Origin of the sequence: Neptuniibacter marinus, from assembly GCF_001597725.1 — a bacterium.
Taxonomy (GTDB): domain Bacteria; phylum Pseudomonadota; class Gammaproteobacteria; order Pseudomonadales; family Balneatricaceae; genus Neptuniibacter; species Neptuniibacter marinus.
Map to the genome: position 1 here is coordinate 14,272 of NZ_LUTR01000019.1, position 25,196 is coordinate 39,467.

The window sequence follows — 25,196 nt, forward strand, 5'->3', positions numbered from 1 at the left end:
CGTACAGTGAGTTAGCAAAGGCTACCTTCTGCTATACGAAAAGTGGCTATTTCCGTTTGTGGACTCCAGTAGGCCTTTAGGGCGCTGTCATCGACACAAGTTATAAAACACTGGTTAGAGCTTTGCTCTAACACTTTACAGAACAGTTCTCCATGTACCTGATCTAACTCTGAAGGTAGATCATCGATCAGATAGATACAGGGGCGGCTGTTCATCCGCTGAAACAGTGCGCCTTGAGCTAACTTAAGGGCACTGACCACTAATTTTTTTTGGCCTCGGGATAGACGCTCAGCCGCATTATGGCCATCTACTTTTAAACGCAGATCGGCACGTTGAGGCCCGCTGCCGGTAAAGCCTTGACGAAGGTCGCGTTCAAAGTTGCTTGCTAACACTTCATCTAACTGTCGTTTTTTATCCCAACCATAGCTAAAACCCAACTCGATTTTGATACCCTCAAGTAGCTGTGAAACTACCGAATCAAACTCCGGTTTTAGCAAGCTGAGGTACTCTTTTCTCAAGCGAGTTAGCTGGTCTGAAAAGGCGATAAATTCACTATCCCAAACCCGACGTAACTGATTGTCAATCTTACCACATTTAAGCAGTGTGTTCCGCTGTTTTAATACTCTTCTGAAGCCTCTCCAGAGCTGAATAAAGGCTTTATCTGCATGAAAAACGCCCCAGTCTAAAAACTGTCGCCGAATAGCAGGCGATCCTTCCAATAATAGGAATGTATCGGAGTTAATAACTTGCAGTGGAATTAGCTCTGCAAGGGTAGAAAGACCTATATCTGAGCCTTCAAAACGAATTTTTGCTTCACCTTCACTTGGGCGCTCAACACCAAGGGATTGTTTTAAACCTTGCATCATCGGATCGATAGAACCAAACACAACGGAAGCGCGCTGATCATTCTGCACTACATGATGGGCTTTATTGGTTCGGAAGGAGCGAGTAAGACCCAAAATATTGATCGATTCGAGAATACTGGTTTTACCGCTACCGTTTTCACCACAAATGATGTTGATAGCAGGGGATGGCTCAAGATTAATTGAGCTGATATTACGCACAGATTTAATCTGGAGCTTAGAAATGGACATCAGGAGGGAGTAAAGTATGGGAGCTGGTCACAGCTCCCAAGGATAAAAATATCACTATGTAATTCAGTACTTATCACAAGATATACTGTTAATTACATACGCATTGGCATAACAACGTATAGGTTTCCTTCCTCATCAAACCCTTCAACCAGCGCACTGGAGTTAGAATCCGATAAAGTTAAACGCACAACGTCAGAGTTAAGAATAGATAAGCAATCCAGTAGATAGTTAACGTTAAAGCCAACCTCTAAACTATCGCCATCATAATCAACCGCCAATGTTTCTTCCGCTTCTTCCTGCTCTGGGTTATTAGCCATAACCTGTAGATAACCGGGAGAAAGAGCAAGACGCACACCACGATACTTTTCATTAGAAAGAATCGCGATACGGCTTAGAACTTGACGTAGTTCCATACGATCACTTAACAGAATCTTGTCGCCATTTTTCGGGATAACGCGCTCATAATCCGGGAATTTGCCATCAACAAGTTTAGATGTGAAGGTAAAGTCACCCACATGGGCACGAATATGACTGGCACCAATGACTAAACGTAACTCATCCTCACCACTTTGCAGTAGACGGGCAAGCTCAAGAATACCTTTACGCGGCACAATGATCTGATGCTGAAGACCTTCTTGCGCTTCAACATTGGTCACACTGGTTGCTAAACGGTGTCCATCTGTAGATACGGCGCGAAGCTGACCATCTGCGATCTCTAACAACATACCGTTAAGGTAGTATCGCACATCCTGTTGAGCCATTGAGAAACCCGTCTTATCGATCAGGTTACGCAACTGCTGCTGCACCATAGATAGCTCTAGAGTTTCTGGACTGTCTTCAACATTTGGAAATTCTGCAGCAGGCAGAGTTGATAAACTAAAGCGACTACGACCCGCTTTAATCACCATTTTCTGACCGGTAAGCGTCAGCTCGATTCTTGCAGAATCAGGCAAGGATTTACAGATATCCATCAGCTTACGTGCTGGCACTGTCACTGAACCTGCTTCAGCAGGCTCGTCCAGTGTCACACGTCCAACCAGTTCGACCTCTAGGTCTGTACCGGTCATGGACAGCTGATCTCCTTCAGCCACCAATAAAATATTGGATAGCACTGGCAATGTCTGTCGGCGCTCAACCACACCTGCAACTAGTTGCAGAGGCTTAATCAGCGCTTCACGTGAGATGACAAATTTCATCGTTTACCCACCTACCTTTATATATGGCCGGATTAAGACCGGTATATTTACGCCGTTAGATGGCGCAGTAAATTCTTATAATCTTCTCTGATATCCGCATCACTCTCGCGCAACTCCTTTATCTTACGACAAGCGTGGAGCACAGTAGTGTGATCACGACCACCAAAAGCGTCACCAATTTCTGGCAAACTATGGTTAGTCAGCTCTTTTGATAGACTCATCGCTACTTGGCGTGGTCTAGCAACAGAACGGCTGCGTCTTTTCGACAACAGATCAGAAACCTTAATTTTATAATAATCAGCTACAACTCGTTGAATATTATCAATACTAACCTGTTTATCCTGCAATGCCAGTAGGTCTTTTAGAGATTCTTTAATAAAAGGTGTTGTTATTGCACTACCTGTGAAATGAGCATTGGCAATTACACGCTTTAAAGCACCCTCTAATTCACGGACATTGGACCTGATTTTTTGAGCAAGGAAGAAAGCGGCATCATCCGGTAAGCGGACACGGGCTTCGTCAGCTTTCTTCATTAATATAGCAACGCGCGTTTCTAATTCGGGTGGTTCAATGGCAACGGTTAAACCCCAACCAAATCGGGATTTAAGACGCTCTTCAACACCGTTAATCTCTTTTGGATAGCGGTCACTGGTCAGAATCATCTGTTGACCACCCTCTAACAGGGCATTAAATGTGTGGAAAAACTCTTCCTGTGAACGCTCTTTACCGGCAAAGAACTGAATATCATCAATCAATAACGCGTCAACAGATCGATAGTAACGCTTAAAATCATTGATCGCGTTGAGCTGTAGGGCTTTAACCATGTCTGCAACAAAACGTTCAGAGTGAAGATAAACGATCTTCGCATTTGGGTTGCGCTTCAACATCTCGTTACCCACCGCATGCATCAAGTGGGTTTTACCTAAACCAACACCACCGTAAATAAAGAGTGGGTTATAAGAAACACCAGGATTATCGCCGACCTGTCGTGCAGCGGCTAAAGCTAGCTGGTTAGATTTACCTTGAACAAAACTTTCAAAGGTAAAAGACTGGTTTAATTTAGATTGTGGATGCTTAAGTCCGCCTTCAACATTAACCATACGCTCAGCCATCGGCTGTTGTTGTGGTGGAGGCGTTGGCATATGCATCGGCATTTGAATCTGAGATGGCTCAGGCTCCAGACCCGGCTGAAATATATTTTCTCTAGGAGATTCAGCAGGAGGAGAGGTAGTAGCAGCTTCAAAACTGTTATGTTGTTCTGGATTAAAAATTGTTTCAGCAGGGCGTGCAGGTGGAGCAGGGCGACGTGCAGCTATAGCAGCAGTCCGTGGCCGAGGAGCAGCAACGCCGCGATTGTTAGCAACGTCTAGTGCAACTTCTGTGGATATATCACCGCTAACATCACACACCACTTGGCGGATGCGCGAAAGGAACTTGTCATTCACCCAATCACGTACAAAACGGTTGGGGGCTACCAGAACTAACCGATCAGCACTTTCAGGCGCGACTTTTAAAGGTCGAATCCATGTATTGTATTGCTGAGTCGGAAACTCATCCTGAAGGCTATGTAAACAACGCGCCCATAGTTCCGTCGACATAAGGGAGAGGCCCTTCTCTATCCTGTAATTATGATTATTAGTATTTTACTCTGGCAAGCAGATGTACTGCATATGTATAGAGATACACCAAAGTATAGAAGGATTCTAACTACTTCTGCTTCACTTATCCACAAAGCAGGGGCCTTTTTTGTAATTCTTTTTATATTTTTTCCATTTCTCAAAAGCCCTATAAATAGGGACGTTGGTGATTGTTTATTAAAAGAAATTCATGCTTATAATCACAACTAACCCACTTTTAATCCCCAAAGTTATACAGTAAACAAGGGGTATATTTTTCAAGCGCTCGCAGGAGTTATCCACACAACTAACAGAGTTAGTAACAAAAACAATCAAATACTAAATTTACCGTCTTTAAAAGGGCCGAATATAGTGTTTATCGCTTACATATAAATTTAAAAGCCAACAATAAAATTTAAAGACCGATAGCTAAAGTTAGCGAGTATTAAAAATTTCAAAAACCTCTATTTAAAGATTTTGCTCCTATACTCTAGCTCAGATAAGGCCTTAAAATGGCAATAAATGGCTCTGTTTGTTAAAAAACAGTGATTATTAGTAAAAATAGATTGAACCCTCCCGACAAATTCACTAGAATTCCGCCTCTATTTTTTCGCGTAGTCAATTTGGCTGCGTATTTCATTCATCAAATGCGTTGGCAGGATTGACCGATGAAAAGAACATTTCAACCAAGCGTACTAAAACGTAAACGCACTCACGGATTTCGTTCACGTATGGCTACTAAAGCTGGACGTGCGGTTATTAACCGCCGCCGTGCTAAAGGCCGTAAACGCCTGTCAGCTTAATGGCTGACAAAAAGGTCTGGTTTATTTGAATGACCGAATTCAGTTACCCACGCCGGTTACGTTTGTTGACCGGCCGGGACTTTCAAAGTGTGTTTGACGACGTACAGTTGAAGGTACCAGACCAGCCTCTCCTCATACTTTCTCGCCCCAATAATCTTGACCAAGCTCGAATTGGTTTCGTTATTTCTAAAAAAAATGTTCGTCTAGCGGTGAAACGTAACCGTGTTCGGCGTATCATTCGCGAATCATTTCGTCTGAATCAACATAATTTGCCTGCTGTGGACATCATTATCCTTGCTCGAAAGGGCCTAGGAGAGATGGAAAATCAAGACGTCCACAAGCTGATGAAGAAATGCTGGTCCCGATTAAATAATAAATCGAGAAAGTTAAAGAAAACCTGATTTGGTCCCTAACCCATGGATGTACAGCGCATTATTCTTATTGGAGCACTTTGCCTGATCAGCTACATGCTGGTGCTACAATGGAACCAAGATTACGGTCAGCAACCTCAAGCTGAGCAAGTAACAACCTCTGTTTCTGCTTATGAAACACAACCCGCAGTGTCTGATCTGCCGGCGGCAGTAGAGGCAACAGCTCAAGCTGGTGATCTACCAGCAACAGCAGCTCAAGCTCAGAAAGCATCTCTAGTTGAGGTGAAAACTGACGTATTGAATGTAACTATAGATACTAAAGGCGGCGATATTATTCAGGTATCTTTACCTGAATATAAAGCGGTACTAGGTTCTGAGCTTCCATTCGTATTACTTGAGCAAACAGCAGAACGTACTTACGTTTCTCAGAGTGGTCTAGTTGGTAAAAATGGTCCAGATGCCAGTGCAAATGGTCGCCCAACTTACGCTATATCTCAGAGTGAATTTATCTTAGACGATCAAGATTCTCTCTCTGTTGATTTAACTTACGTTACTGAGAATGCTGTTCAGATCACTAAGCGTTATACCTTTAATAAAGGTTCTTACGAAATCGGCCTTGAATTCATCGTTAACAACCAGTCTGAAGAAAGCTGGTCAGCTAACCTGTTTGGTCAGATTAAACGTGATAATAGTGCAGACCCTACATCAACAACTGATATGGGTATGCAATCTTATTTAGGTCCGGTTTTCTCTACACAAGAGAACAACTACACTAAATATGACTTTGATGATATCGACGAAAAGCAGTTTAAAGAGAAAAGCCTAGATGGCTGGGTAGCTATGTCCCAGCACTATTTCTTAAGTGCTTGGATTCCAGAGAAAGGTGCCGAATATAACTACCAAACTCGTAAGTTGAACGGTAATTATATTGCAGGTTTCCTATCTCCTGATTTTACTGTAACTGCAGGCGATAGCAAAACAGTAAGTGCTAACTTCTACGCAGGTCCTAAAGATCAGGACATTATGGAAATGGCCGATGAAAACCTTAAGCTAACGGTAGATTACGGTGTGCTTTGGTGGATCGCTTCTCCTCTATATATGTTGCTAAAATGGATCCACGGTATAGTTGGTAACTGGGGTCTTGCGATCATCGGTATCACTATTATTGTGAAAGCTGCTTTATTCCAACTAAACGCAAAAGCCTTCAAGTCTATGGCTAAAATGCGTAAATTTGGCCCTGAGATGACTCGTCTTAAAGAACTTTATGGTGATGATCGCCAGAAGATGTCTTCCGAGATGATGAAGCTTTACCAAAAGGAAAAGATCAATCCTTTAGGTGGTTGTTTACCTATTGTTGCTCAGATGCCGATCTTCATTGCGCTATACTGGGTATTGATGGAATCCGTTGACCTTAGACATGCAGAGTTCCTATACCTAGCGGATCTATCGGTTAAAGATCCATACTTCATCCTACCGATTATTATGGGTGCAAGTATGTTTATCCAGCAGATGTTGAACCCAACACCTCCAGATCCAATGCAGGCGAAGATCATGAAGATGCTACCCATTATGTTCACCTTCTTCTTCCTTTGGTTCCCAGCAGGTCTAACCCTTTACTGGGTGGTGAACAACATACTGTCTATAGCTCAACAATATGTGATCAATAAACAGATTGAAGCGGGAACCGATAAGTAGATATTACTTAGATAAATCCGCTCATAAAAAGCCGCTAACAATTAGCGGCTTTTTTGTGCCTGATCGTTCTATCTTAAAGTGATAGACTGCGCACACTTAGGATTGATTAGAAATAATCTGTAGAGAGACACTATGACACTTACCGCCAAAGATACGATTACCGCTCAAGCTACCCCTCCCGGTCGTGGTGGTGTTGGTATCGTCCGAATTTCAGGCCCTTTGGCCAAAGAGATTGCGACACAGGTTCTTAAAACAGAACTTAAGCCCCGTTATGCCTATTATGGCCCTTTTTTTGATGACAACGGGTTAGAAATAGACCAGGGGATTGCTCTCTATTTTCCCGGACCTAATTCATTTACCGGAGAAGATATATTAGAGCTACAAGGTCACGGCGGCCCAGTGATAGTCGATTTAATCTTAAGGCGCGCGATAGAATTGGGTGCGCGTTTAGCTAAACCAGGTGAATTTTCAGAACGAGCTTTCCTAAACGATAAGTTAGATCTTGCTCAAGCAGAGGCGATAGCTGATCTGATAGATAGCTCATCTGAACAAGCCGCTCGCTGCGCTATCCGCTCCCTACAAGGTGAATTTTCAAACCGAATACATGATTTGGTAGAAGCTTTAATCCAGTTGCGCATCTATGTAGAAGCCGCTATTGATTTCCCCGAAGAGGAGATCGACTTTCTGGCCGATGGCAAAGTGCTCAAAGACCTTAATACCATCCTAGAGAAAATTGCCGACGTTCAAGTCGAGGCAAAACAGGGGAGTTTACTACGTGAGGGAATGAACGTAGTGATTGCCGGTAGACCGAATGCGGGTAAATCTAGCCTACTTAATGCCTTAGCCGGACGGGAAACCGCTATAGTCACAGATATCGCGGGGACAACTCGAGATGTACTAAGGGAGCATATTCATATTGATGGTATGCCACTTCATATTATTGATACAGCAGGCCTACGCGATGCACCTGATGAAGTTGAACGTATAGGTATCGACCGCGCATGGCAGGAGATAAAAAAGGCCGATCTTGTATTATTGATGGTTGATAGCCAATCAACAGAAACAGATAATCCAGAAAAAATATGGCCTGAATTTGTTCACCAATTACCGGATTCAAGCAAAATTACCGTCATCAGAAATAAAGCTGATCTTAGCGGTGAAACAATCGGTATTATCGAAGCACAAGATCATACAACCATCACCTTATCCGCTAAATCTCAAATCGGTGTAGATCTACTGCGTGAGCACTTAAAACAGTGCATGGGCTTTAGTGCAACGACGGAAGGCGGTTTTATGGCAAGACGACGCCATCTTGATGCACTAGAACGGGCCCATGCATTACTACGTATTGGACAAACACAGTTAGAAGTCAATGGAGCAGGGGAGCTGCTTGCTGAAGATCTCCGTCAAGCTCAACACACTTTAAACGAAATTACCGGCGCCTTTTCATCTGATGATTTACTAGGTCGAATATTTAGCTCTTTCTGTATCGGGAAGTGATTAATTACTTACACTATATAACCTATAGATATAGTATGAAAAATAGTTTAACAAATAACCAATTCAATAAAAAAGGCCGCTAATAGCGGCCTTTTTAGTAGCTAACTAACGTTATTTAATAAAATAATTAAGTGATTTTTTATATGTTTTAAAATTAGCAACAACGGATTCTAATTGCTCTATATCTGTATGCACATTACCGTCGCAATTTTCCAATTCGGAACTAGAAATTACGCATTACTCGCTTCAAAATAAATCTAACCGCTCAACAGATCAGCAACCATTGCTATCTACTGATTCATATCGATAATTTGCACATAATAAGTCAGCAGCAGGTTGGCAACAACTAACACTCTCTCTAGCAGGTTGTTTATCATATTTAATCGTATTCAAAATGATAACCAATCCCTCTTTGCAAACTCTATATTTTACTTTGGACATATTTAGTTGCTGTTTCTGTACCAAAAGCCAACTTAAGCGATGAAAGCATGAACAAAACCCAGATCGCTCCACATTAGAGAAGAATTAAAGCCAATATTTAAGTAAAAACTTATTTTTTGCAGATTTAGAGTAAAAAAACTTATTATCTTATTCTTAACAGGTAAATAAAAAGTTATTACCATATTATCCACAAAAAAATAGACATCAAATTTATAAACATCACATCTAATTAAGTGTATCACTCTGCTAATAAGTATAATTTATTTATATATATCAATAGTTTATAATTAATAATTGCTTGGCCACTAAATATACAGTGGTGTTGATAAGTTTTTTTAAATTTTTATATACAGAAGCTGTGCACAAACTGTATGAGGATAGTTAAGTAATACAGGGATAAAGATGTGGATAATTACCCCTGTGGATAAGAAGCCTATATATCCACAACTTACACTAAGCCTTTACAGACAATGTATCCACCTTTAGATACCTTTTATCATTGATGTAATACTTTGAAATATAAAGAAAATATAAAGTTATCACCAGAAAAGTGCCTACTTAATAGTAATCATTAAAATAAGAAAACATATATATAATCTTTAAATAATATAATTCTTTATATAAAAAAGAGCTCTCTATGAGTTGTATAAAAAACGTTCATTCCTAATAGGAAGAAGTGCAGGTATAATCAGCGTCCATTTCAAAACCCGTTTACAACACAAGTGCTTAAAAAGTCTTAATCAGATCTAACAGCATTCTTTTTTAGAGGTAATACAACAGTGGATTTTCCAACCCACTTTGATGTCATTGTTATTGGTGGTGGCCATGCAGGAACTGAAGCTGCATTAGCATCAGCACGTACTGGTGCAAAAACATTACTGTTAACCCATAACATTGAAACCTTAGGTCAAATGTCCTGTAACCCTGCGATTGGGGGTATTGGCAAAAGTCATTTGGTTAAGGAGATTGATGCGTTAGATGGAGCTATGGCCTGTGCTACAGACAAAGGTGGAATTCAATTTAGAACATTGAATTCACGTAAAGGACCCGCTGTTCGAGCAACAAGAGCCCAAGCTGATCGTGTACTTTACAAAGCGGCAGTAAGACAAATACTTGAAAACCAACCGAATTTAGATATTTTTCAGCAGTCTGCTGATGATTTAATTATTGAAGGTGAATCGGTAAGAGGGGTTGTTACTCAAACAGGTATACGTTTTAAAGCTAAATCTGTAGTGCTTACTGCTGGGACCTTCCTTGGCGGTGTGATTCATATAGGTTTAGAAAATCATTCAGGTGGACGGGCAGGGGATCCTCCTTCCATCGCTTTAGCTCAACGGTTACGGGAATTACCTTTTCGAGTGGATCGTTTAAAAACAGGCACACCTCCAAGGATTGATGCGCGAAGTGTAGATTTCTCGGTTATGCAAGAACAGCCAGGTGATACCCCTACACCGGTTATGTCTTATATGGGTAAATTAAGTGATCATCCAGAGCAAATTAGTTGCTATATCACTTATACCAATGAGCGAACCCATGAAATTTTACGTAACGGTTTAAATCGATCACCTATGTACACCGGTGTGATCGAAGGTGTGGGACCGCGCTACTGCCCATCAATTGAAGATAAAATAATGCGTTTTGCTGATAAAGATCAGCATCAAGTTTTTGTTGAACCTGAAGGCTTAACAACTCATGAGCTTTATCCGAATGGTATTTCAACGAGCTTACCATTTGATATTCAGTTAGCCGCTGTTCAATCGATTCGTGGCTTTGAAAACGCTCATATCGTTCGTCCGGGTTATGCTATTGAATATGATTTTTTCAATCCTCAGGATTTAAAGCATACTCTTGAAACCAAATATATGGATGGTTTGTATTTCGCAGGCCAAATCAATGGCACAACAGGTTATGAAGAAGCCGGAGCACAAGGGCTATTAGCTGGAGCAAACGCAGCGCTAAGAGCTCTAGATAAAGATCAATGGTATCCCCGTAGGGATGAAGCTTATATTGGTGTATTAGTAGATGATCTGATCACTTTAGGTACTTCTGAACCTTATCGAATGTTTACCAGCCGTGCTGAGTACCGTCTCATTTTAAGAGAAGATAATGCAGATCTTCGTTTAACTGAAAAAGGTAGAGAGCTTGGTTTAGTTGGTGATGAACGTTGGCAGGCCTTTTGTGAAAAACGTGAATCAATTGAACGTGAGCAACAACGCTTAAAAGAGACTTGGGTTCAACCAGGATCAGCTGAAGCTGATCAATTAGCGCCTAAGCTTAAGTCGCCATTATCGCGAGAATATAACCTTTCTGATCTGCTAAAGCGTCCAGAACTTAGCTATGCAGATATTGCTAATTTGAAAGGTGAAGGTGTAAACAATAACCAAGTATCTGAACAGGTTGAAATTCACAATAAATACGCAGGATATATTGATCGTCAGAAAGATGAGATCGAGCAGATGCGTCGTCAGGAGAATACATTATTACCTGAAGGTTTTGATTATGATCAGGTCGGTGGATTATCCAATGAACTTAAAGCTAAATTAAAAGATGTTCGTCCTGAAACCATTTCACAAGCTTCTCGAATTCAAGGGATGACCCCTGCAGCTATATCGTTGTTATTGGTTTATTTGAAAAAGCATCAATTGAGCAAAAAGCAAACAACGGGTAAATCAGATCAGGTTGCTAGTTAATGAATCAGTACGCACAAGGTGATTTAGAATCTGCCCTTAAAAAGGGCATTAAAACCTTAGGTTTAGATATTAGTGAGCAGCAAATAGACCTATTGATTAATTATTTACACCTACTTATAAAGTGGAATAAAGCGTATAACTTAACAGCGGTCAGAAAGCCGTTGGATATGGTTAACCGGCACTTATTGGATAGCTTAAGTATAGTGCCCTATATCCAAGGTAAACGAATTATCGATGTAGGTAGTGGCCCTGGACTTCCCGGCATACCTCTTGCTATATGTTATCCGGAGTTATCAGTGACTACTTTGGATAGTAATGGCAAAAAAACACGCTTTCAGCAGCAGGTTAAAACTGAGTTAGCGCTTGAAAATTTGACGATTATTAATGATCGTGTTGAAAATTGTCAGTTTGAGCCTTTCGATCAGGTTATATCTAGGGCTTTTGCATCAATCGAAGATATGATCAACTGGACTCATCAGCTTTGTAAGAAAGAGGGTGTTTTTCTTGCAATGAAAGGACTGTATCCTGAAGACGAACTATCAGCATTACCTGATGGTTTTGAATTAAAAACCTGTCACCGCTTACAAGTACCAGAAACAGAAGGTGAAAGGCATTTGCTAGTTTTAGGGAGACACTAGGCGTGGCAAAGATCTTAACGATCACAAACCAGAAAGGAGGGGTGGGTAAAACAACCACCTGCGTAAATCTGGCTGCTTCATTAGCTGCTACCAAAAAGCGGGTACTTTTGGTGGACTTAGATCCTCAAGGTAATGCGAGTATGGGGAGCGGAGTCGATAAACATACATTGGAAAATACAGTGTATGAAGTATTGACGGATAAAGTTCATATTCGTGAAGCAATTGTTAAGGATACTGTTGGTGGTTACGATCTTATTGGTTCCAATGGTGATCTAACCGCAGCAGAAGTTGAGCTGCTTCAAATTCCACGTCGTGAATTTCGTCTGAAAATGGCCTTGATCGATGTCGATGATGAGTATGATTTTGTATTGATAGACAACCCTCCATCTCTAAATTTACTGACGGTAAATGCCTTGGCATCCTCTGCGGGTGTCATTATTCCCATGCAGTGTGAATATTATGCATTGGAAGGTATATCAGCACTCATTGGTACTATTGATAAAATTAATAAACGTTTAAATCCTGTTCTAAAAATAGAGGGGATTTTACGTACTATGTTTGATCCTCGGATGAGTCTGACAAAAGATGTGTCATCTCACCTAGTTGAATATTTTGGTGATAAAGTTTATCGCACTGTTATACCAAGAAATATTAGGTTAGCTGAGGCACCAAGTCATGGTTTACCGGCTCTTTTGTATGATAAAAACTCCCGCGGTGCCGTTGCATATTTAGCATTGGCTGGTGAACTTATTCGCCGTACCAAATTGGAAGAAAAAGAACAATCACAGGAAGCATAGTTAATGGCTAAAAAGCGTGGTCTAGGAAAAGGTCTGGATGCTCTTTTATCGAGTGTCAGTGATGTTGAAGATAATGTTTCAACTCAAGGTGCAGAATCATTAGATGGTTATCGTTTACTAGCTGTTGATCTGATTCAGCGTGGACGTTATCAGCCTAGACGCGATATTGAACCCCAAGCGCTTGAAGAGTTAGCTAATTCAATTAAAGCGCAAGGGGTTATGCAACCTATTGTTGTTCGTCCGATCGATTCTGATCGTTATGAAATTATTGCAGGTGAACGCCGCTGGCGTGCAACACAGATGGCTGGATTAGTTGAAATTCCTGCTATTGTGAAAGATGTTCCTGATGAAGCAGCGATCGCAATGGCGCTGATCGAGAATATTCAGCGTGAGAATCTAAACCCCATTGAAGAAGCGATATCTCTTCAACGTTTAAAAGATGAATTTGAATTAACTCAACAAGAAGTTGCTGATGCGGTTGGTAAATCTCGTTCAGCAGTTACAAACCTTCTTCGCTTAATGAAATTAGGTGATGAAGTTAAGAAAATGCTTGAATATGGCGACCTTGAAATGGGTCACGCACGTGCCTTACTCGCTCTTGATGGCGATCTACAATTACAGGCTGCTCAGGAAATTTCTGGTCAAGGTATGTCTGTACGTCAAACTGAAGCTTTGGTTAAGAAAATTCAACAAGGCGGCGAACCTAGTCCTGAGAAAATTAAGCCAGAGCCAAATCCCCGTTTAAGTGAATTAGCCGGTGAATTATCTATACGTTTTGCTACTAATGTTGCGGTTAGTGAAAATGCTAAAGGTAAAGGCAAAATCACTATCAATTATGATGATACTGAAACCTTAGAAACTATACTGTCTTTATTAAAATAAGAGCATAAATACTACTTTCGCACTTAATAAAACTGACTTATGGCATTATCTGTTAAGACATTAGTGCAAATGCTCAAACTGACTGTTGTCTCTTAAGCCTTAAGCCCATATAATCGGCACGCATTTTGGGCTATATGTGCGCCAAGATAGAGCGTATTAAAAAAGCGATAAAAATAGTTTTAAAGGTTTTAATCAATGACAACGGACAAAGCTAATCGAAAGCAAGGTGTCCATAGTCGTAAAACCCGAGAGAAAATTTTTAGAGTTTTCTTAGTACAAGCAGTTTTATGTGTGATTTTATCAGCAATATTATTGCTAGATAGCTTAGTAAGCGCATGGTCTGCTTTGTTAGGTGGAGGCTTATACCTGATACCTAATATTTATTTTGCGCATCGTGCTCTGAGATTCCGCGATAAACAAAGCGCGGGAAGAGCATTAGCAGAAATGTATGTGAGCCAAATATGGAAAATGGGAATAAGCATTCTGGGGTTTTCAGCAGTGTTTATTTTGATTCAACCTTTGAATCCATTTTCCCTATTTGGCACATTCATCCTGATGCAGATATCAGCATGGTTTGCACAGATGAAATTAAATAACAGATTCCTAAAACTTTGAACGAGAGAAACTGAGAATGGCTAGTGAAGGCGGAACTCTCACCTCCTCAGAATATATATCCCACCACTTAACCAATTTAACATTTGGTAAGTTGTCAGAAGGCACTACGCGTTATGACGGCTCAGTGGTAGGTGAGGGTGGTACTTGGACATTTGCACACGGTACTGAAGCAGCAGATATGGGCTTCTGGGCAATCAACGTAGATACAATGGGCTGGTCAATAGTACTTGGCGTATTGTTTCTTTGGTTGTTTAGTAAAGTTGCTAAAACTGCGACATCTGGCGTGCCAGGCAGTACACAAAATTTTGTCGAAACGATCATCGAATTTGTTGATGAAAACGTTAAAGGCATCTTCCACCATAAAAATCCAATGATTGCGCCGCTATCATTAACGATTTTTGTATGGATTTTCCTCATGAATACAATGGATTTAATCCCAGTTGATTGGATTCCATTTATTGCATCGGAAATGGGCATTTCTTACATGAAAGTGGTACCAACGACTGACGTAAATGCGACAGCGGGTATGGCACTGAGTGTATTTGCCCTGATTATTTATTACAGCATTAAACAGAAAGGTTTGGGTGGTTTCTTAGCTGAACTATCATTCCAGCCTTTAGGCAAATGGATGCTTCCATTTAACCTGTTTTTAGAACTTGTCGGATTGTTAGCTAAGCCTATATCTTTGGCATTGCGACTGTTCGGTAATATGTACGCTGGTGAAATGATCTTCATCCTGATCGCTTTACTACCGTTCTGGGCGCAGTGGGTACTATCTGTACCTTGGGCAATTTTCCATATCCTGGTAATTACCCTGCAGGCGTTCATCTTCATGGTCCTAACAATTGTTTATATGGCTATGGCGTATGATCACCACTAAGGTGGTTATCGATAAAGAAAAGTAGTAAAAAACCGAATTTTAGAATTTTTTTTAAATTTAAAACTTAAAGTGGAGATAAAACTGATGGAAATGGCATTGCTGTACATCGCTGGTGCGCTGATGTTGGGTCTAGGCAGCGTGGGTGCTGCGGTTGGTATCGGTATCCTAGGTGGTAAATTCCTAGAAGGTGCTGCTCGTCAACCTGAGCTGATCCCTCTTCTACGTACGCAGTTCTTCATCGTAATGGGTCTAGTAGATGCTGTACCTATGATCGGTGTTGGTCTTGGTCTGTACGTACTGTTCGCTGTTGCGTAAGTAACTACAAGTCGTAAGACTGACTTGTCGATTAACTTAATCAACCGCGAGAGGTAATGGCGTGAATATCAATCTAACCATCATTGGTCAGGCCATCGCTTTCTTTATTTTTGTTGTTTTCTGCATGAAATATGTATGGCCTCCAATTACGGCCGCACTAGCAGAGCGCAAAAAGAAGATTGCAGAAGGTCTGGACGCTGCTGATCGTGCTGAGCGTGATTTACAGTTGGCTCAAGAAAAAGCAACTGAAAATATGCGTAAAGGCAAAGAAGAAGCAGCCGCCATCATTGAACAGGCCAACAAGCGGGCTAACCAGATCGTCGAAGAAGCTAAAGAGAAAGCTGTTGAAGAAGCAGGTCGTGTTAAAGCGGCAGCAACAGCAGAACTAGAACAAGAAGTTAACCAAGCACGTGAAGCATTACGTGGTCAGGTTGCTACTCTAGCCCTATCAGGCGCAGAGAAGATTCTAGAAGCATCTATTGATGAAAAGGCACATGCACAGCTTGTTGAAAAACTGGCCGCTGAGCTTTAAAGCGAGGTTTAACGATGGCTGAAGTCAACACTGTCGCTCGGCCTTATACCAAAGCTGCTTTTGAGTATGCAATGGATAAGGGTAACCTTGATCAGTGGTCCGCTACACTTTCCCTAGCTGCAGCTGCAGCTAATGATGAAAAGGTAGCGAGTGTACTGAGTAATCCTGCTCTTACAAACACACAAAAAGCTGACGTTATGGTTAGCATTTGTGAAGATGCAGATGAGGCGGGTAAGAATTTCCTTAAGCTTCTAGCTGGGAACAAACGTTTGGCATTATTGCCTGAGATTTCTGCACAGTTTAATAAACTGAAAGCGAATCAAGAAAAGTCACTAGATATTGAAGTGACAACAGCGTTTGAACTGCTAGATGAACAGCAGGAAAAACTTGCACAGGCACTGAAAACCAAACTAGGTCGTGATGTGAAACTAACTTCTCAAATAGATAAAGCTATTTTGGGTGGTGTAGTAGTTCGTACAGACGATTTAGTGATCGACGGCTCCGTTCGTGCTCGACTTGCGAAATTGGCCGAAGCGATGAATTCCTGAGGGGAATAAAGCATGCAGCAACTGAATCCTTCTGAGATCAGTGAGATTCTCAAGAAGCGCATTGAAAACATCGATGTGACTTCAGAAGCCCGTAATGAGGGCACTGTAGTTAGCGTTTCCGATGGTATCATTACGATCCACGGACTTGCTGACGTAATGTACGGGGAAATGATCGAATTTCCTGGCGGTATCTATGGTATGGCTCTTAACCTTGAGCGCGATTCCGTAGGTGCTGTTGTATTGGGCGACTACCAAAACCTAGTAGAGGGTGCGACTGCACGTTGTACTGGTCGTATTTTGGAAGTGCCAATTGGTCCGGAACTGCAGGGTCGCGTAGTCGACGCTCTGGGTAACCCGATCGATGGTAAAGGTCCAATCGAAACTAAATTAACTGACGCTGTAGAAAAGGTTGCACCTGGTGTAATCGAACGTCAGGGTGTTGATCAGCCAGTACAGACTGGTCTGAAAGCAATCGATTCCATGGTTCCAGTAGGCCGTGGTCAGCGTGAGTTGATCATCGGTGACCGCCAAATTGGTAAATCTGCGATTGCTATCGACGCTATCATCAACCAGAAAAATACCGGCGTTAAATGTATTTACGTAGCCGTAGGCCAGAAACAGTCTACTATCGCTAACGTTGTACGTAAGCTTGAAGAGCACGGCGCAATGGATCACACCATTGTTGTTGCTGCCGGTGCCGCTGATCCTGCAGCAATGCAGTTCTTGGCTCCTTATGCTGGTTGTACAATGGGTGAATACTTCCGTGACCGTGGTGAAGACGCTCTGATCGTATACGATGACCTGACTAAACAGGCATGGGCTTACCGTCAGATCTCTCTATTGTTACGTCGTCCACCAGGACGTGAAGCATACCCAGGTGACGTATTCTACTTGCATTCTCGTCTACTAGAGCGTGCTTCGCGTGTTAACGCTGACTACGTTGAGAAATTCACCAATGGTGAAGTTAAAGGCCAAACAGGTTCTTTAACATCTCTACCTGTAATCGAAACACAGGGCGGTGACGTTTCTGCGTTCGTACCAACAAACGTAATCTCCATCACTGATGGTCAGATCTTCCTAGAATCTGATCTATTCAACTCAGGTGTACGTCCAGCAATCAACGCTGGTCTATCGGTATCTCGAGTAGGTGGTGCAGCTCAGACTAAAATCATCAAGAAGCTAGGTGGCGGTGTTCGTCTAGCATTGGCTCAGTACCGTGAGCTAGCAGCGTTCGCACAGTTCGCTTCTGATCTTGATGATGCGACTCGTGCTCAGCTTGAGCATGGTCAGGCTGTAACTGAGCTTATGAAGCAGAAGCAGTACTCACCAATGTCAATTGCTGACATGGGTTTGAGTTTGTTCGCTGCTAACGAAGGTTACCTATCTGGTGTGGAATTGAACAAGATTCTAGACTTTGAAGCTGCATTGATCTCTTTCTTCAACAGCGAATACGCTGATCTGATGGCTGATATCAATAAGTCTGGCGGATACTCTGATGAGATCGCTGCACAGTTCAAAGCTGGCATTGAAAAGTTCAAGTCTACTCAAACTTGGTAAGAGCTCGTTACGAGTGAGTGATCTGCATGAGTTTATTCATGCAGATCTAACACTAAGTCAAGGTTAATAGGCGGAACTATGGCAGTCGGAAAAGAGATTAAGACAAAGATTGCGAGTGTGCAGAGCACGAGGAAGATTACCAGCGCTATGGAAATGGTTGCTGCTTCTAAGATGCGTAAAGCACAGGATCGCATGGAGTCATCTCGGCCGTACGCCCGGAGTATCCGTGGTGTAATTCAGCACCTAGCCGGGTCTAATCCTGAGTACAAACATCTGTACATGCAGGAGAGAGAGACTAAACGCGTTGGTTTCATTGTTGTTGCAACCGACCGTGGCTTGTGTGGTGGTTTGAACGTGAATGCGTTCAAAGCAGCTGTTAAAAGCATGAAAGAGTTCCATGACCAAAATATCGAAATCGATATTTGTTCACTAGGCAGCAAATCTGCAACGTTCTTTAAGAACTATGGCGGAAATGTAGTTGCTGCTAAATCACACCTAGGTGACGCACCGGAAGTTGCTGATCTAATTGGTGCGGTGAAGGTCATGCTTGATGCTTACGATGAAGGAAAACTGGATAAAGTGTTTGTTGTATCTAACGAATTCGTTAATACAATGACCCAGTCACCGGCTATCGAACAGGTGCTTCCACTTAAGGCAGAAGATGACGATGAACGTCTCAATCATCATTGGGATTACCTTTACGAACCTGATGCTAGAGAGCTTCTAAATGGCTTACTAGTACGTTACGTAGAGTCCTTGGTCTATCAGGCCGTGGTTGAGAACAATGCCTGTGAACAGGCAGCACGAATGCTAGCAATGAAAAATGCAACAGATAATGCTGGCGATATGATAAACGAGCTTGAAATGATTTATAACAAGGCTCGTCAAGCGGCGATTACTCAGGAAATATCTGAGATCGTTAGTGGTGCTGCGGCTGTTTAATGCAGTAAACAGGTTCAATTTTAAGAGGATCCGAACATGAGTAGCGGAACTATTGTTCAGATTATCGGCGCTGTAGTAGACGTGGAATTCCCACGTGACTCAGTACCGAAGATTTATGACGCGTTGACAGTCGGTAAAACTGGCTTGACACTAGAAGTTCAGCAGCAGCTGGGTGACGGTGTTGTACGCGCGATTGCAATGGGCCAAACCGAAGGCGTAAGCCGCGGCTGGGAAGTAGCGAACACTAATGCGCCAATTTCTGTACCTGTAGGTACGGCAACATTGGGTCGTATTATGGACGTACTTGGTAACCCAATTGATGAATGTGGCGATATTGGTGAAGAGGCACGTATGCCTATCCACCGTAAAGCCCCTTCTTATGAAGAACAGTCAGCGTCTAACGACCTACTGGAAACTGGTATCAAGGTAATTGACTTGGTTTGCCCGTTTGCTAAAGGTGGTAAAGTTGGTCTGTTTGGTGGTGCTGGTGTAGGTAAAACAGTAAACATGATGGAGCTGATCCGTAATATCGCGATCGAGCACTCAGGTTTCTCTGTATTTGCTGGTGTAGGTGAGCGTACTCGTGAGGGTAACGACTTCTACTATGAGATGAAAGAATCCAACGTATTGGATAAAGTATCTCTAGTATACGGCCAGATGAATGAGCCTCCAGGTAACCGTCTTCGCGTAGCGTTGACTGGTCTTACTATGGCGGAAGCTTTCCGTGACGAAGGTCGTGACGTATTGTTGTTCGTTGACAACATCTACCGTTACACTCTTGCGGGAACCGAGGTATCTGCACTGTTAGGCCGTATGCCTTCAGCGGTAGGTTACCAGCCAACACTAGCGGAAGAGATGGGTGTTCTTCAGGAACGTATCACTTCTACTAAAACTGGTTCTATCACATCTATCCAGGCGGTATACGTACCAGCGGATGACTTGACTGACCCGTCTCCAGCAACAACCTTCTCACATCTTGATGCGACAGTAGTATTGTCTCGTCAGATCGCAGAATTGGGTATCTACCCAGCGGTTGACCCACTGGATTCAACATCACGTCAGCTTGATCCATTGGTTATCGGCCAAGAGCATTATGATATTGCTCGTCAGGTGCAGGGTGTTCTTCAGCGTTATAAAGAGCTGAAAGATATCATCGCTATCTTGGGTATGGATGAGTTGTCTGAAGAAGACAAGCAAGTGGTAACACGTGCTCGTAAGATTCAGCGTTTCCTATCTCAGCCATTCTTCGTTGCTGAAGTATTCACTGGTTCTCCAGGTAAATACGTATCTCTTAAAGATACAATCAGTGGCTTTAAAGGTATCCTTGAAGGACAGTACGACGACCTACCAGAACAAGCGTTCTACATGGTTGGCGGTATGGACGAAGCGATCGAAAAAGCTAAAAGCATGTAAATGCTTTTAGCTAACCTTTACGAGGTATAAATATGGCTATGACTGTTCATTGCGACATCGTTAGTGCTGAGAATGAAATTTTCTCTGGCCTGATTGAATTCGTATCCGTAACAGGTAGCCTGGGTGACTTGGGTGTTTACCCAGGTCACGCTCCGCTTCTGACGGAACTGAAACCAGGACCTGTCGAATTACGTAAACAGGGTGGCGAACAGGATATTTTTTATGTATCCGGTGGCTTCTTTGAGGTTCAACCTCATAAGGTAACTATTCTTGCAGACACAGCTTTGCATGCAGCAGACCTTAATGAAGCAGCAGCGCAAGAAGCTCAGAAAGATGCTGAGCAAGCTATAGCGAATAAAACTTCCGAGTTTGAATACTCGAAAGCAGCTACACAGCTTGCAGAAGCAGCAGCTCAGCTTCGTACTCTACAGGAGATTCGTAAAAAGTTGGGTCGTTAAGATCTCTTTTTACAATCTACAAGTCAAAAGGCAACCCTCGGGTTGCCTTTTTCGTTTGTGGGAGACCTGTCCCCCTGGAGCGATTATACCTAAGGTTGCATTAGCACAGAGTAGGCCTTCTAGAGTAATCGCCATAAGGTATCAAAGATGATTTTTTGTGCAGTCGCTACTTCCGCTGAATTAATCACTACAGCGGTCGGGTAGTTGTCTGAAGCAAGTGAGATAATTGCACATTTAGGTGGGTAGATAGCTATATAGGCAGCATCAACTTTCCCTTCAGTTTTTATCCATTTACGTTCTGATAACTCCGCATCCTCCCCACCATCCCCTATAGCTATCACTTGTACGCTAATACCACGTTGTATGCGTTGATTTGTGAAGTTTGGGAAGGGGCGATAAAGATGCTTCCTAATCGGTTTAGAGGAGAAGACTGAGTAACTATCTCGCTCTGAGTTGGTTACTGAGCTAAGAATATCTTTTAAAACATGCTCAATGCCTGCATCCCCTTCATAAAATTGAACATTAGCTGTATTAAAATCGGGTTTTAGGTGCTGAAGTTCGGGAATTATACTTTGCTTAAGTGTGTCTATTGCGCTTTCAATTCCAGAACGTCTTTCTTCAGCTAATTGTAGTAGGTAATCGGGATCAACAGGAGAGAATAGACGCCTTTTCCCCTTTGGTTGATAAGTAACAATGCCTTTTCGTTGCATCTCTTTCAGGCTTTCATAGGTACTACCGCGATTAATGCCAGATTTATCAGCAATTGATCTGATAGAACTTGCTCCAAGTGATAGAAGAGCTTTATAAATCGCTATTTCACGTGGGGTTAGGCCAAGTAATTCAAATATTTCATTATTCATAATTGTCATAAAATTTGTGACAAAAGGGATTGTGTGAAACTATTATTACTTTAAAGTTAAGCGATAATAAAGTAGTAATTATCAATAAGGCGCTAGCCACAAGGAAAGTTGGACATTATGTCAGTTGACGTTGTCATTTTAGCTGCAGGTCAGGGCAGCCGTATGAAATCAAACCTGCCGAAAGTACTTCATAAAGTAGGCGGCAAAGCGATGGTGCAGCATGTAATTGATGCGGCATCAAAAATGAAAGATGTTATCACCCATGTGGTCATCGGCCATGGGGCAGAACTGCTACGAGAATCCTTGGCAGGACAAACCCTTAATTTTGCATTACAAGCTGAGCAGAAAGGTACAGGACATGCGGTTGCTCAGGCAATGCCTTCTGTTGCTGACGATAGCGTAGTTCTTGTTCTTTATGGTGATGTTCCCTTAACACAACCGGAAACGATGAATCAGATGGTTGAGTTAGCTAAACAAGATAATTTCGCATTACTTACGGTTAATCTTAATGATCCTACAGGCTACGGACGTATTGTTCGCAATGGAGAAGGTTCTGTTACTGCGATTGTTGAGCATAAAGATGCGACAGCGGAACAACATCTAATCAAAGAAGTGAATACTGGTATTTTAGCGGTTAAAAGTCGCTATCTTCGAGAATGGTTGCCGAAATTATCATCAGAAAATGCCCAAGGCGAATATTATCTAACGGATATTATTGCGATGGCTGCAGAGCAAGGTCTAGTTATTAAAACTATTCAGCCGGATGCCGAAGAGGAAGTTCAGGGGGTTAATAACCGTATCCAGTTGGCTGAGTTAGAGCGTTGGTACCAGTTACAACAAGCTGAACAGCTGATGTTATCGGGCGCCACTTTAGCCGACCCTAAACGTATAGATGTGAGGGGCAATGTAAATTGTGGCCAAGATATCATTTTGGATATCAATATCGTTTTTGAAGGCGAAGTGACGCTAGGCGATCAGGTTGTTATTGAACCAAACTGTTTTTTGAAAAACTGTACTATTGGTAAAGGTTCTTACATAAAAGCAAATACAGTGATTGAAGGTGCTATTGTTGGTGAATCCTGTGATATAGGTCCTTTTGCGCGTTTACGTCCAGGAACTTTATTAGCGAATAATGCCAAAGTGGGTAACTTTGTCGAAACTAAAAAAGCAATTGTTGGCGAAGGTTCTAAGATCAACCATCTCTCTTACATTGGTGATGCAATCTTAGGTGATAACGTCAATATTGGTGCTGGTACGATTACTTGTAATTATGATGGCGTCAACAAATCGACAACAGAGATCGCTGATAATGCTTTTATCGGATCTAACACCGCACTAGTGGCACCGGTTAAGATCGGTAAGATGTCGACTATAGGCGCTGGATCAACGATTAGCCGAGATGTTGAAGAGGATGAGCTAGCGCTTACGCGGGCAAAACAAATATCCTTCAATAACTGGAAGCGTCCTACAAAATTGAATAAAGAGAACTAAATTATGTGTGGAATAGTAGGCGCCGTCGCTGCACGTCCTGTCCAGAATATATTGATTGAAGGCTTACGTCGGCTTGAATACCGTGGTTATGATTCTGCAGGTATTGCCCTTCATACAGAGGGTGAAATTAAACGTTGTCGTCGCAATGGTAAAGTGCAGTCTTTGGCAGATGCCCTATCTGAGAACCCATTGATTGGAACAACCGGTATTGCGCATACTCGTTGGGCGACTCACGGAGTACCCCATGAGCGTAATGCGCATCCGCATATGTCAGCCGATATTTTGGCGGTTGTACATAATGGTATTATCGAGAACTTTGAAGTACTTAAAGAGGAGTTACAGGAAAAAGGTTATACCTTTACCTCGGATACCGATACAGAAGTAATTGCTCACTTACTCGCAGAGTATTTAAAAAAAGAACCTTGTTTACAACGTGCTGTCGCTCATATTATTACGAAATTAGAGGGTGCATATGCATTAGGTGTGATTCATAAAGATGCGCCTGATCAGCTTGTTACCGCCCGTAAAGGTAGCCCTTTAGTCATTGGTGTAGGTATAGGTGAAAACTTTATCGCATCAGATCAATTGGCATTATTGCCGGTAACTGACCGTTTTATGTTTTTGGAAGATGGTGATGTAGCTGTTTTAACCGCGTCTGATATCGAGGTATACGACTCTAGTAATAAGATTGTTACGCGTGAAGTAAGTCAGTTTGAGCATGGGATTAGTGCGGCAGATAAAGGTGAGTTTAAGCATTACATGCTTAAAGAGATCTATGAGCAACCGTCTGTTATCAAAGCCTGTATGGAAGGTCGTATTAGTGGTGATAGATTATTAGAGCAATGTTTCGGTGCTAAAGCGGCGACTATATTTGATCAAGTAAAACAGGTTCAAATAATTGCCTGTGGTACTAGTTTCCATGCTGGCATTATTGCTAAGTACTGGATCGAAGAGTTTGTTGGTATTCCCTGCATGATCGAAGTGGCCAGTGAATATCGTTATCGCCCGGTTGTTATTCCGCCCGGAACCTTATTTTTAACGATCTCTCAATCAGGAGAAACCGCAGATACACTAGCAGCATTGAGAGAAGTTCAATCCCGTGTGTTAGCCTCTTTAGTTATCTGTAATGTTCCCGGAAGTTCTTTAGTACGCGAATCAGATCTATGCTTAATGACCAATGCGGGCCCTGAAATTGGGGTGGCATCAACTAAAGCGTTTACGACTCAGTTAGTGGCGTTAATGCTGACCACTATAGCCTTAGGCCGTCGTAATGATCTTACAGCTGAAGTGGAAGCTAAAATTATTCGTGCTTTAAAAGCGTTACCTGAACAGGTTGAACAAGCGCTTGCGATGGATAAAGATATTGAAGAGATGGCGCAATCTTTTGCTGAGAAGCATCATGCTCTGTTTTTAGGTCGAGGCACTTTATATCCAATTGCAAAGGAAGGGGCGCTTAAACTTAAAGAGATCTCCTATATCCATGCAGAATCATACCCAGCAGGTGAGCTTAAACATGGGCCTCTCGCGTTGGTAGATAAAGATATGCCTGTCGTTGCAGTGGCGCCTCAAAACGACATGCTTGATAAGCTAAAAGCAAATCTACAGGAAGTGAAGGCACGCGGTGGTCAGCTATTTGTTTTTGCTGGTTCTGATCGAGTGCAGGCAGAAGATGCTACTCATGTGCTTACAATGCCTGATTGTGATGAGATTATGCAGCCAGTGCTGTATACCATTCCTCTTCAGCTGCTTTCCTACCATGTGGCAGTATTAAAAGGCACTGATGTAGATCAGCCACGAAATTTAGCTAAGTCAGTTACAGTCGAATAGCTGCCCATGAGCCACTACAATTCGCATCAATTGTA

23 protein-coding genes are annotated in these 25,196 nt (G+C 42.2%); 19 read left to right on the forward strand and 4 right to left on the reverse strand.

The genetic code is table 11. From position 1 onward, the window contains the following. Window positions 1-11: 11 nt before the first annotated feature. The 3 genes from recF to dnaA all read right to left on the reverse strand — a co-directional run bounded on the left by recF (window position 12) and on the right by dnaA (window position 3,888). Window positions 12-1,094, reverse strand: coding sequence for a DNA replication/repair protein RecF (recF, locus tag A3774_RS12305; RefSeq protein ID WP_067867888.1), 1,083 nt, complete (start codon window positions 1,092-1,094; stop codon window positions 12-14). Window positions 1,095-1,186: 92 nt separating this feature from the next. Next, window positions 1,187-2,290 (reverse strand): DNA polymerase III subunit beta, encoded by a 1,104-nt coding sequence (gene dnaN / locus A3774_RS12310; RefSeq protein ID WP_067867890.1) that lies wholly within the window; start codon window positions 2,288-2,290, stop codon window positions 1,187-1,189. 47 nt (window positions 2,291-2,337) lie between these two features. Continuing rightward, window positions 2,338-3,888, reverse strand: coding sequence for a chromosomal replication initiator protein DnaA (gene dnaA / locus A3774_RS12315; RefSeq protein ID WP_067867893.1), 1,551 nt, complete (start codon window positions 3,886-3,888; stop codon window positions 2,338-2,340). Window positions 3,889-4,574: 686 nt separating this feature from the next. Here dnaA and rpmH point away from each other — a divergent pair. From rpmH to A3774_RS12405, 17 genes are all read left to right on the forward strand, one after another. After that, window positions 4,575-4,709 carry a 50S ribosomal protein L34 gene (rpmH, locus tag A3774_RS12325; protein WP_067867899.1) on the forward strand — a complete coding sequence of 45 codons (135 nt, stop codon included), beginning with the start codon at window positions 4,575-4,577 and terminating at the stop codon, window positions 4,707-4,709. An 89-nt stretch (window positions 4,710-4,798) separates the two neighbouring features. Then, window positions 4,799-5,110 (forward strand): ribonuclease P protein component, encoded by a 312-nt coding sequence (gene rnpA / locus A3774_RS12330; RefSeq protein WP_231867983.1) that lies wholly within the window; start codon window positions 4,799-4,801, stop codon window positions 5,108-5,110. Between the two features lie 15 nt (window positions 5,111-5,125). Then, on the forward strand, window positions 5,126-6,775 hold the full coding sequence (gene yidC, locus A3774_RS12335) for a membrane protein insertase YidC (RefSeq protein ID WP_067867904.1): 1,650 nt from the start codon (window positions 5,126-5,128) through the stop codon (window positions 6,773-6,775). Between the two features lie 132 nt (window positions 6,776-6,907). Further along, window positions 6,908-8,275 (forward strand): tRNA uridine-5-carboxymethylaminomethyl(34) synthesis GTPase MnmE, encoded by a 1,368-nt coding sequence (mnmE, locus tag A3774_RS12340; RefSeq protein WP_067867907.1) that lies wholly within the window; start codon window positions 6,908-6,910, stop codon window positions 8,273-8,275. Window positions 8,276-9,495: 1,220 nt separating this feature from the next. Next, on the forward strand, window positions 9,496-11,406 hold the full coding sequence (gene mnmG / locus A3774_RS12345; RefSeq protein WP_067867910.1) for a tRNA uridine-5-carboxymethylaminomethyl(34) synthesis enzyme MnmG: 1,911 nt from the start codon (window positions 9,496-9,498) through the stop codon (window positions 11,404-11,406). Beyond that, on the forward strand, window positions 11,406-12,044 hold the full coding sequence (gene rsmG, locus A3774_RS12350; RefSeq protein ID WP_067867913.1) for a 16S rRNA (guanine(527)-N(7))-methyltransferase RsmG: 639 nt from the start codon (window positions 11,406-11,408) through the stop codon (window positions 12,042-12,044). The genes mnmG and rsmG overlap by 1 nt, the downstream gene beginning before the upstream one ends. A gap of 2 nt (window positions 12,045-12,046) precedes the next feature. Further along, on the forward strand, window positions 12,047-12,841 hold the full coding sequence (locus tag A3774_RS12355) for a ParA family protein (protein ID WP_067867916.1): 795 nt from the start codon (window positions 12,047-12,049) through the stop codon (window positions 12,839-12,841). A gap of 3 nt (window positions 12,842-12,844) precedes the next feature. Beyond that, window positions 12,845-13,723, forward strand: a complete 879-nt coding sequence (locus tag A3774_RS12360; protein ID WP_067867919.1) for a ParB/RepB/Spo0J family partition protein — start codon at window positions 12,845-12,847, stop codon at window positions 13,721-13,723. Window positions 13,724-13,918: 195 nt separating this feature from the next. Beyond that, window positions 13,919-14,338, forward strand: a complete 420-nt coding sequence (locus tag A3774_RS12365) for an ATP synthase subunit I (protein WP_067867923.1) — start codon at window positions 13,919-13,921, stop codon at window positions 14,336-14,338. A 16-nt stretch (window positions 14,339-14,354) separates the two neighbouring features. Continuing rightward, window positions 14,355-15,218 carry a F0F1 ATP synthase subunit A gene (atpB, locus tag A3774_RS12370; RefSeq protein WP_067867926.1) on the forward strand — a complete coding sequence of 288 codons (864 nt, stop codon included), beginning with the start codon at window positions 14,355-14,357 and terminating at the stop codon, window positions 15,216-15,218. 90 nt (window positions 15,219-15,308) lie between these two features. After that, window positions 15,309-15,533: a F0F1 ATP synthase subunit C gene (atpE, locus tag A3774_RS12375; protein ID WP_425461977.1), complete on the forward strand. Its 225-nt coding sequence runs from the start codon at window positions 15,309-15,311 to the stop codon at window positions 15,531-15,533. Window positions 15,534-15,594: 61 nt separating this feature from the next. Then, window positions 15,595-16,065 carry a F0F1 ATP synthase subunit B gene (locus A3774_RS12380; RefSeq protein ID WP_067867934.1) on the forward strand — a complete coding sequence of 157 codons (471 nt, stop codon included), beginning with the start codon at window positions 15,595-15,597 and terminating at the stop codon, window positions 16,063-16,065. Window positions 16,066-16,079: 14 nt separating this feature from the next. Then, window positions 16,080-16,613: a F0F1 ATP synthase subunit delta gene (locus tag A3774_RS12385; RefSeq protein WP_067867936.1), complete on the forward strand. Its 534-nt coding sequence runs from the start codon at window positions 16,080-16,082 to the stop codon at window positions 16,611-16,613. 12 nt (window positions 16,614-16,625) lie between these two features. Next, window positions 16,626-18,170, forward strand: a complete 1,545-nt coding sequence (gene atpA / locus A3774_RS12390; RefSeq protein ID WP_067867939.1) for a F0F1 ATP synthase subunit alpha — start codon at window positions 16,626-16,628, stop codon at window positions 18,168-18,170. A gap of 78 nt (window positions 18,171-18,248) precedes the next feature. Further along, complete coding sequence (atpG, locus tag A3774_RS12395; protein ID WP_067867942.1) at window positions 18,249-19,112, forward strand: F0F1 ATP synthase subunit gamma; 864 nt, start codon at window positions 18,249-18,251, stop codon at window positions 19,110-19,112. A gap of 36 nt (window positions 19,113-19,148) precedes the next feature. Then, complete coding sequence (gene atpD, locus A3774_RS12400) at window positions 19,149-20,525, forward strand: F0F1 ATP synthase subunit beta (protein ID WP_067867945.1); 1,377 nt, start codon at window positions 19,149-19,151, stop codon at window positions 20,523-20,525. A gap of 32 nt (window positions 20,526-20,557) precedes the next feature. Beyond that, complete coding sequence (locus A3774_RS12405) at window positions 20,558-20,983, forward strand: F0F1 ATP synthase subunit epsilon (RefSeq protein ID WP_067867948.1); 426 nt, start codon at window positions 20,558-20,560, stop codon at window positions 20,981-20,983. Window positions 20,984-21,102: 119 nt separating this feature from the next. Here A3774_RS12405 and A3774_RS12410 read toward each other — a convergent pair whose 3' ends face one another. Continuing rightward, the gene (locus A3774_RS12410) at window positions 21,103-21,843 is read right to left on the reverse strand and encodes a TrmB family transcriptional regulator (RefSeq protein ID WP_067867951.1); all 741 of its coding nucleotides are present in this window, start codon (window positions 21,841-21,843) and stop codon (window positions 21,103-21,105) included. A gap of 117 nt (window positions 21,844-21,960) precedes the next feature. On the opposite strand from A3774_RS12410, the gene glmU reads away from it, so the two are divergent. Together glmU and glmS are read left to right on the forward strand one after the other, a co-directional pair. Further along, the gene (gene glmU, locus A3774_RS12415; protein WP_067867953.1) at window positions 21,961-23,334 is read left to right on the forward strand and encodes a bifunctional UDP-N-acetylglucosamine diphosphorylase/glucosamine-1-phosphate N-acetyltransferase GlmU; all 1,374 of its coding nucleotides are present in this window, start codon (window positions 21,961-21,963) and stop codon (window positions 23,332-23,334) included. A gap of 3 nt (window positions 23,335-23,337) precedes the next feature. Further along, window positions 23,338-25,161 (forward strand): glutamine--fructose-6-phosphate transaminase (isomerizing), encoded by a 1,824-nt coding sequence (gene glmS / locus A3774_RS12420; protein ID WP_067867956.1) that lies wholly within the window; start codon window positions 23,338-23,340, stop codon window positions 25,159-25,161. Window positions 25,162-25,196 lie beyond the last annotated feature (35 nt).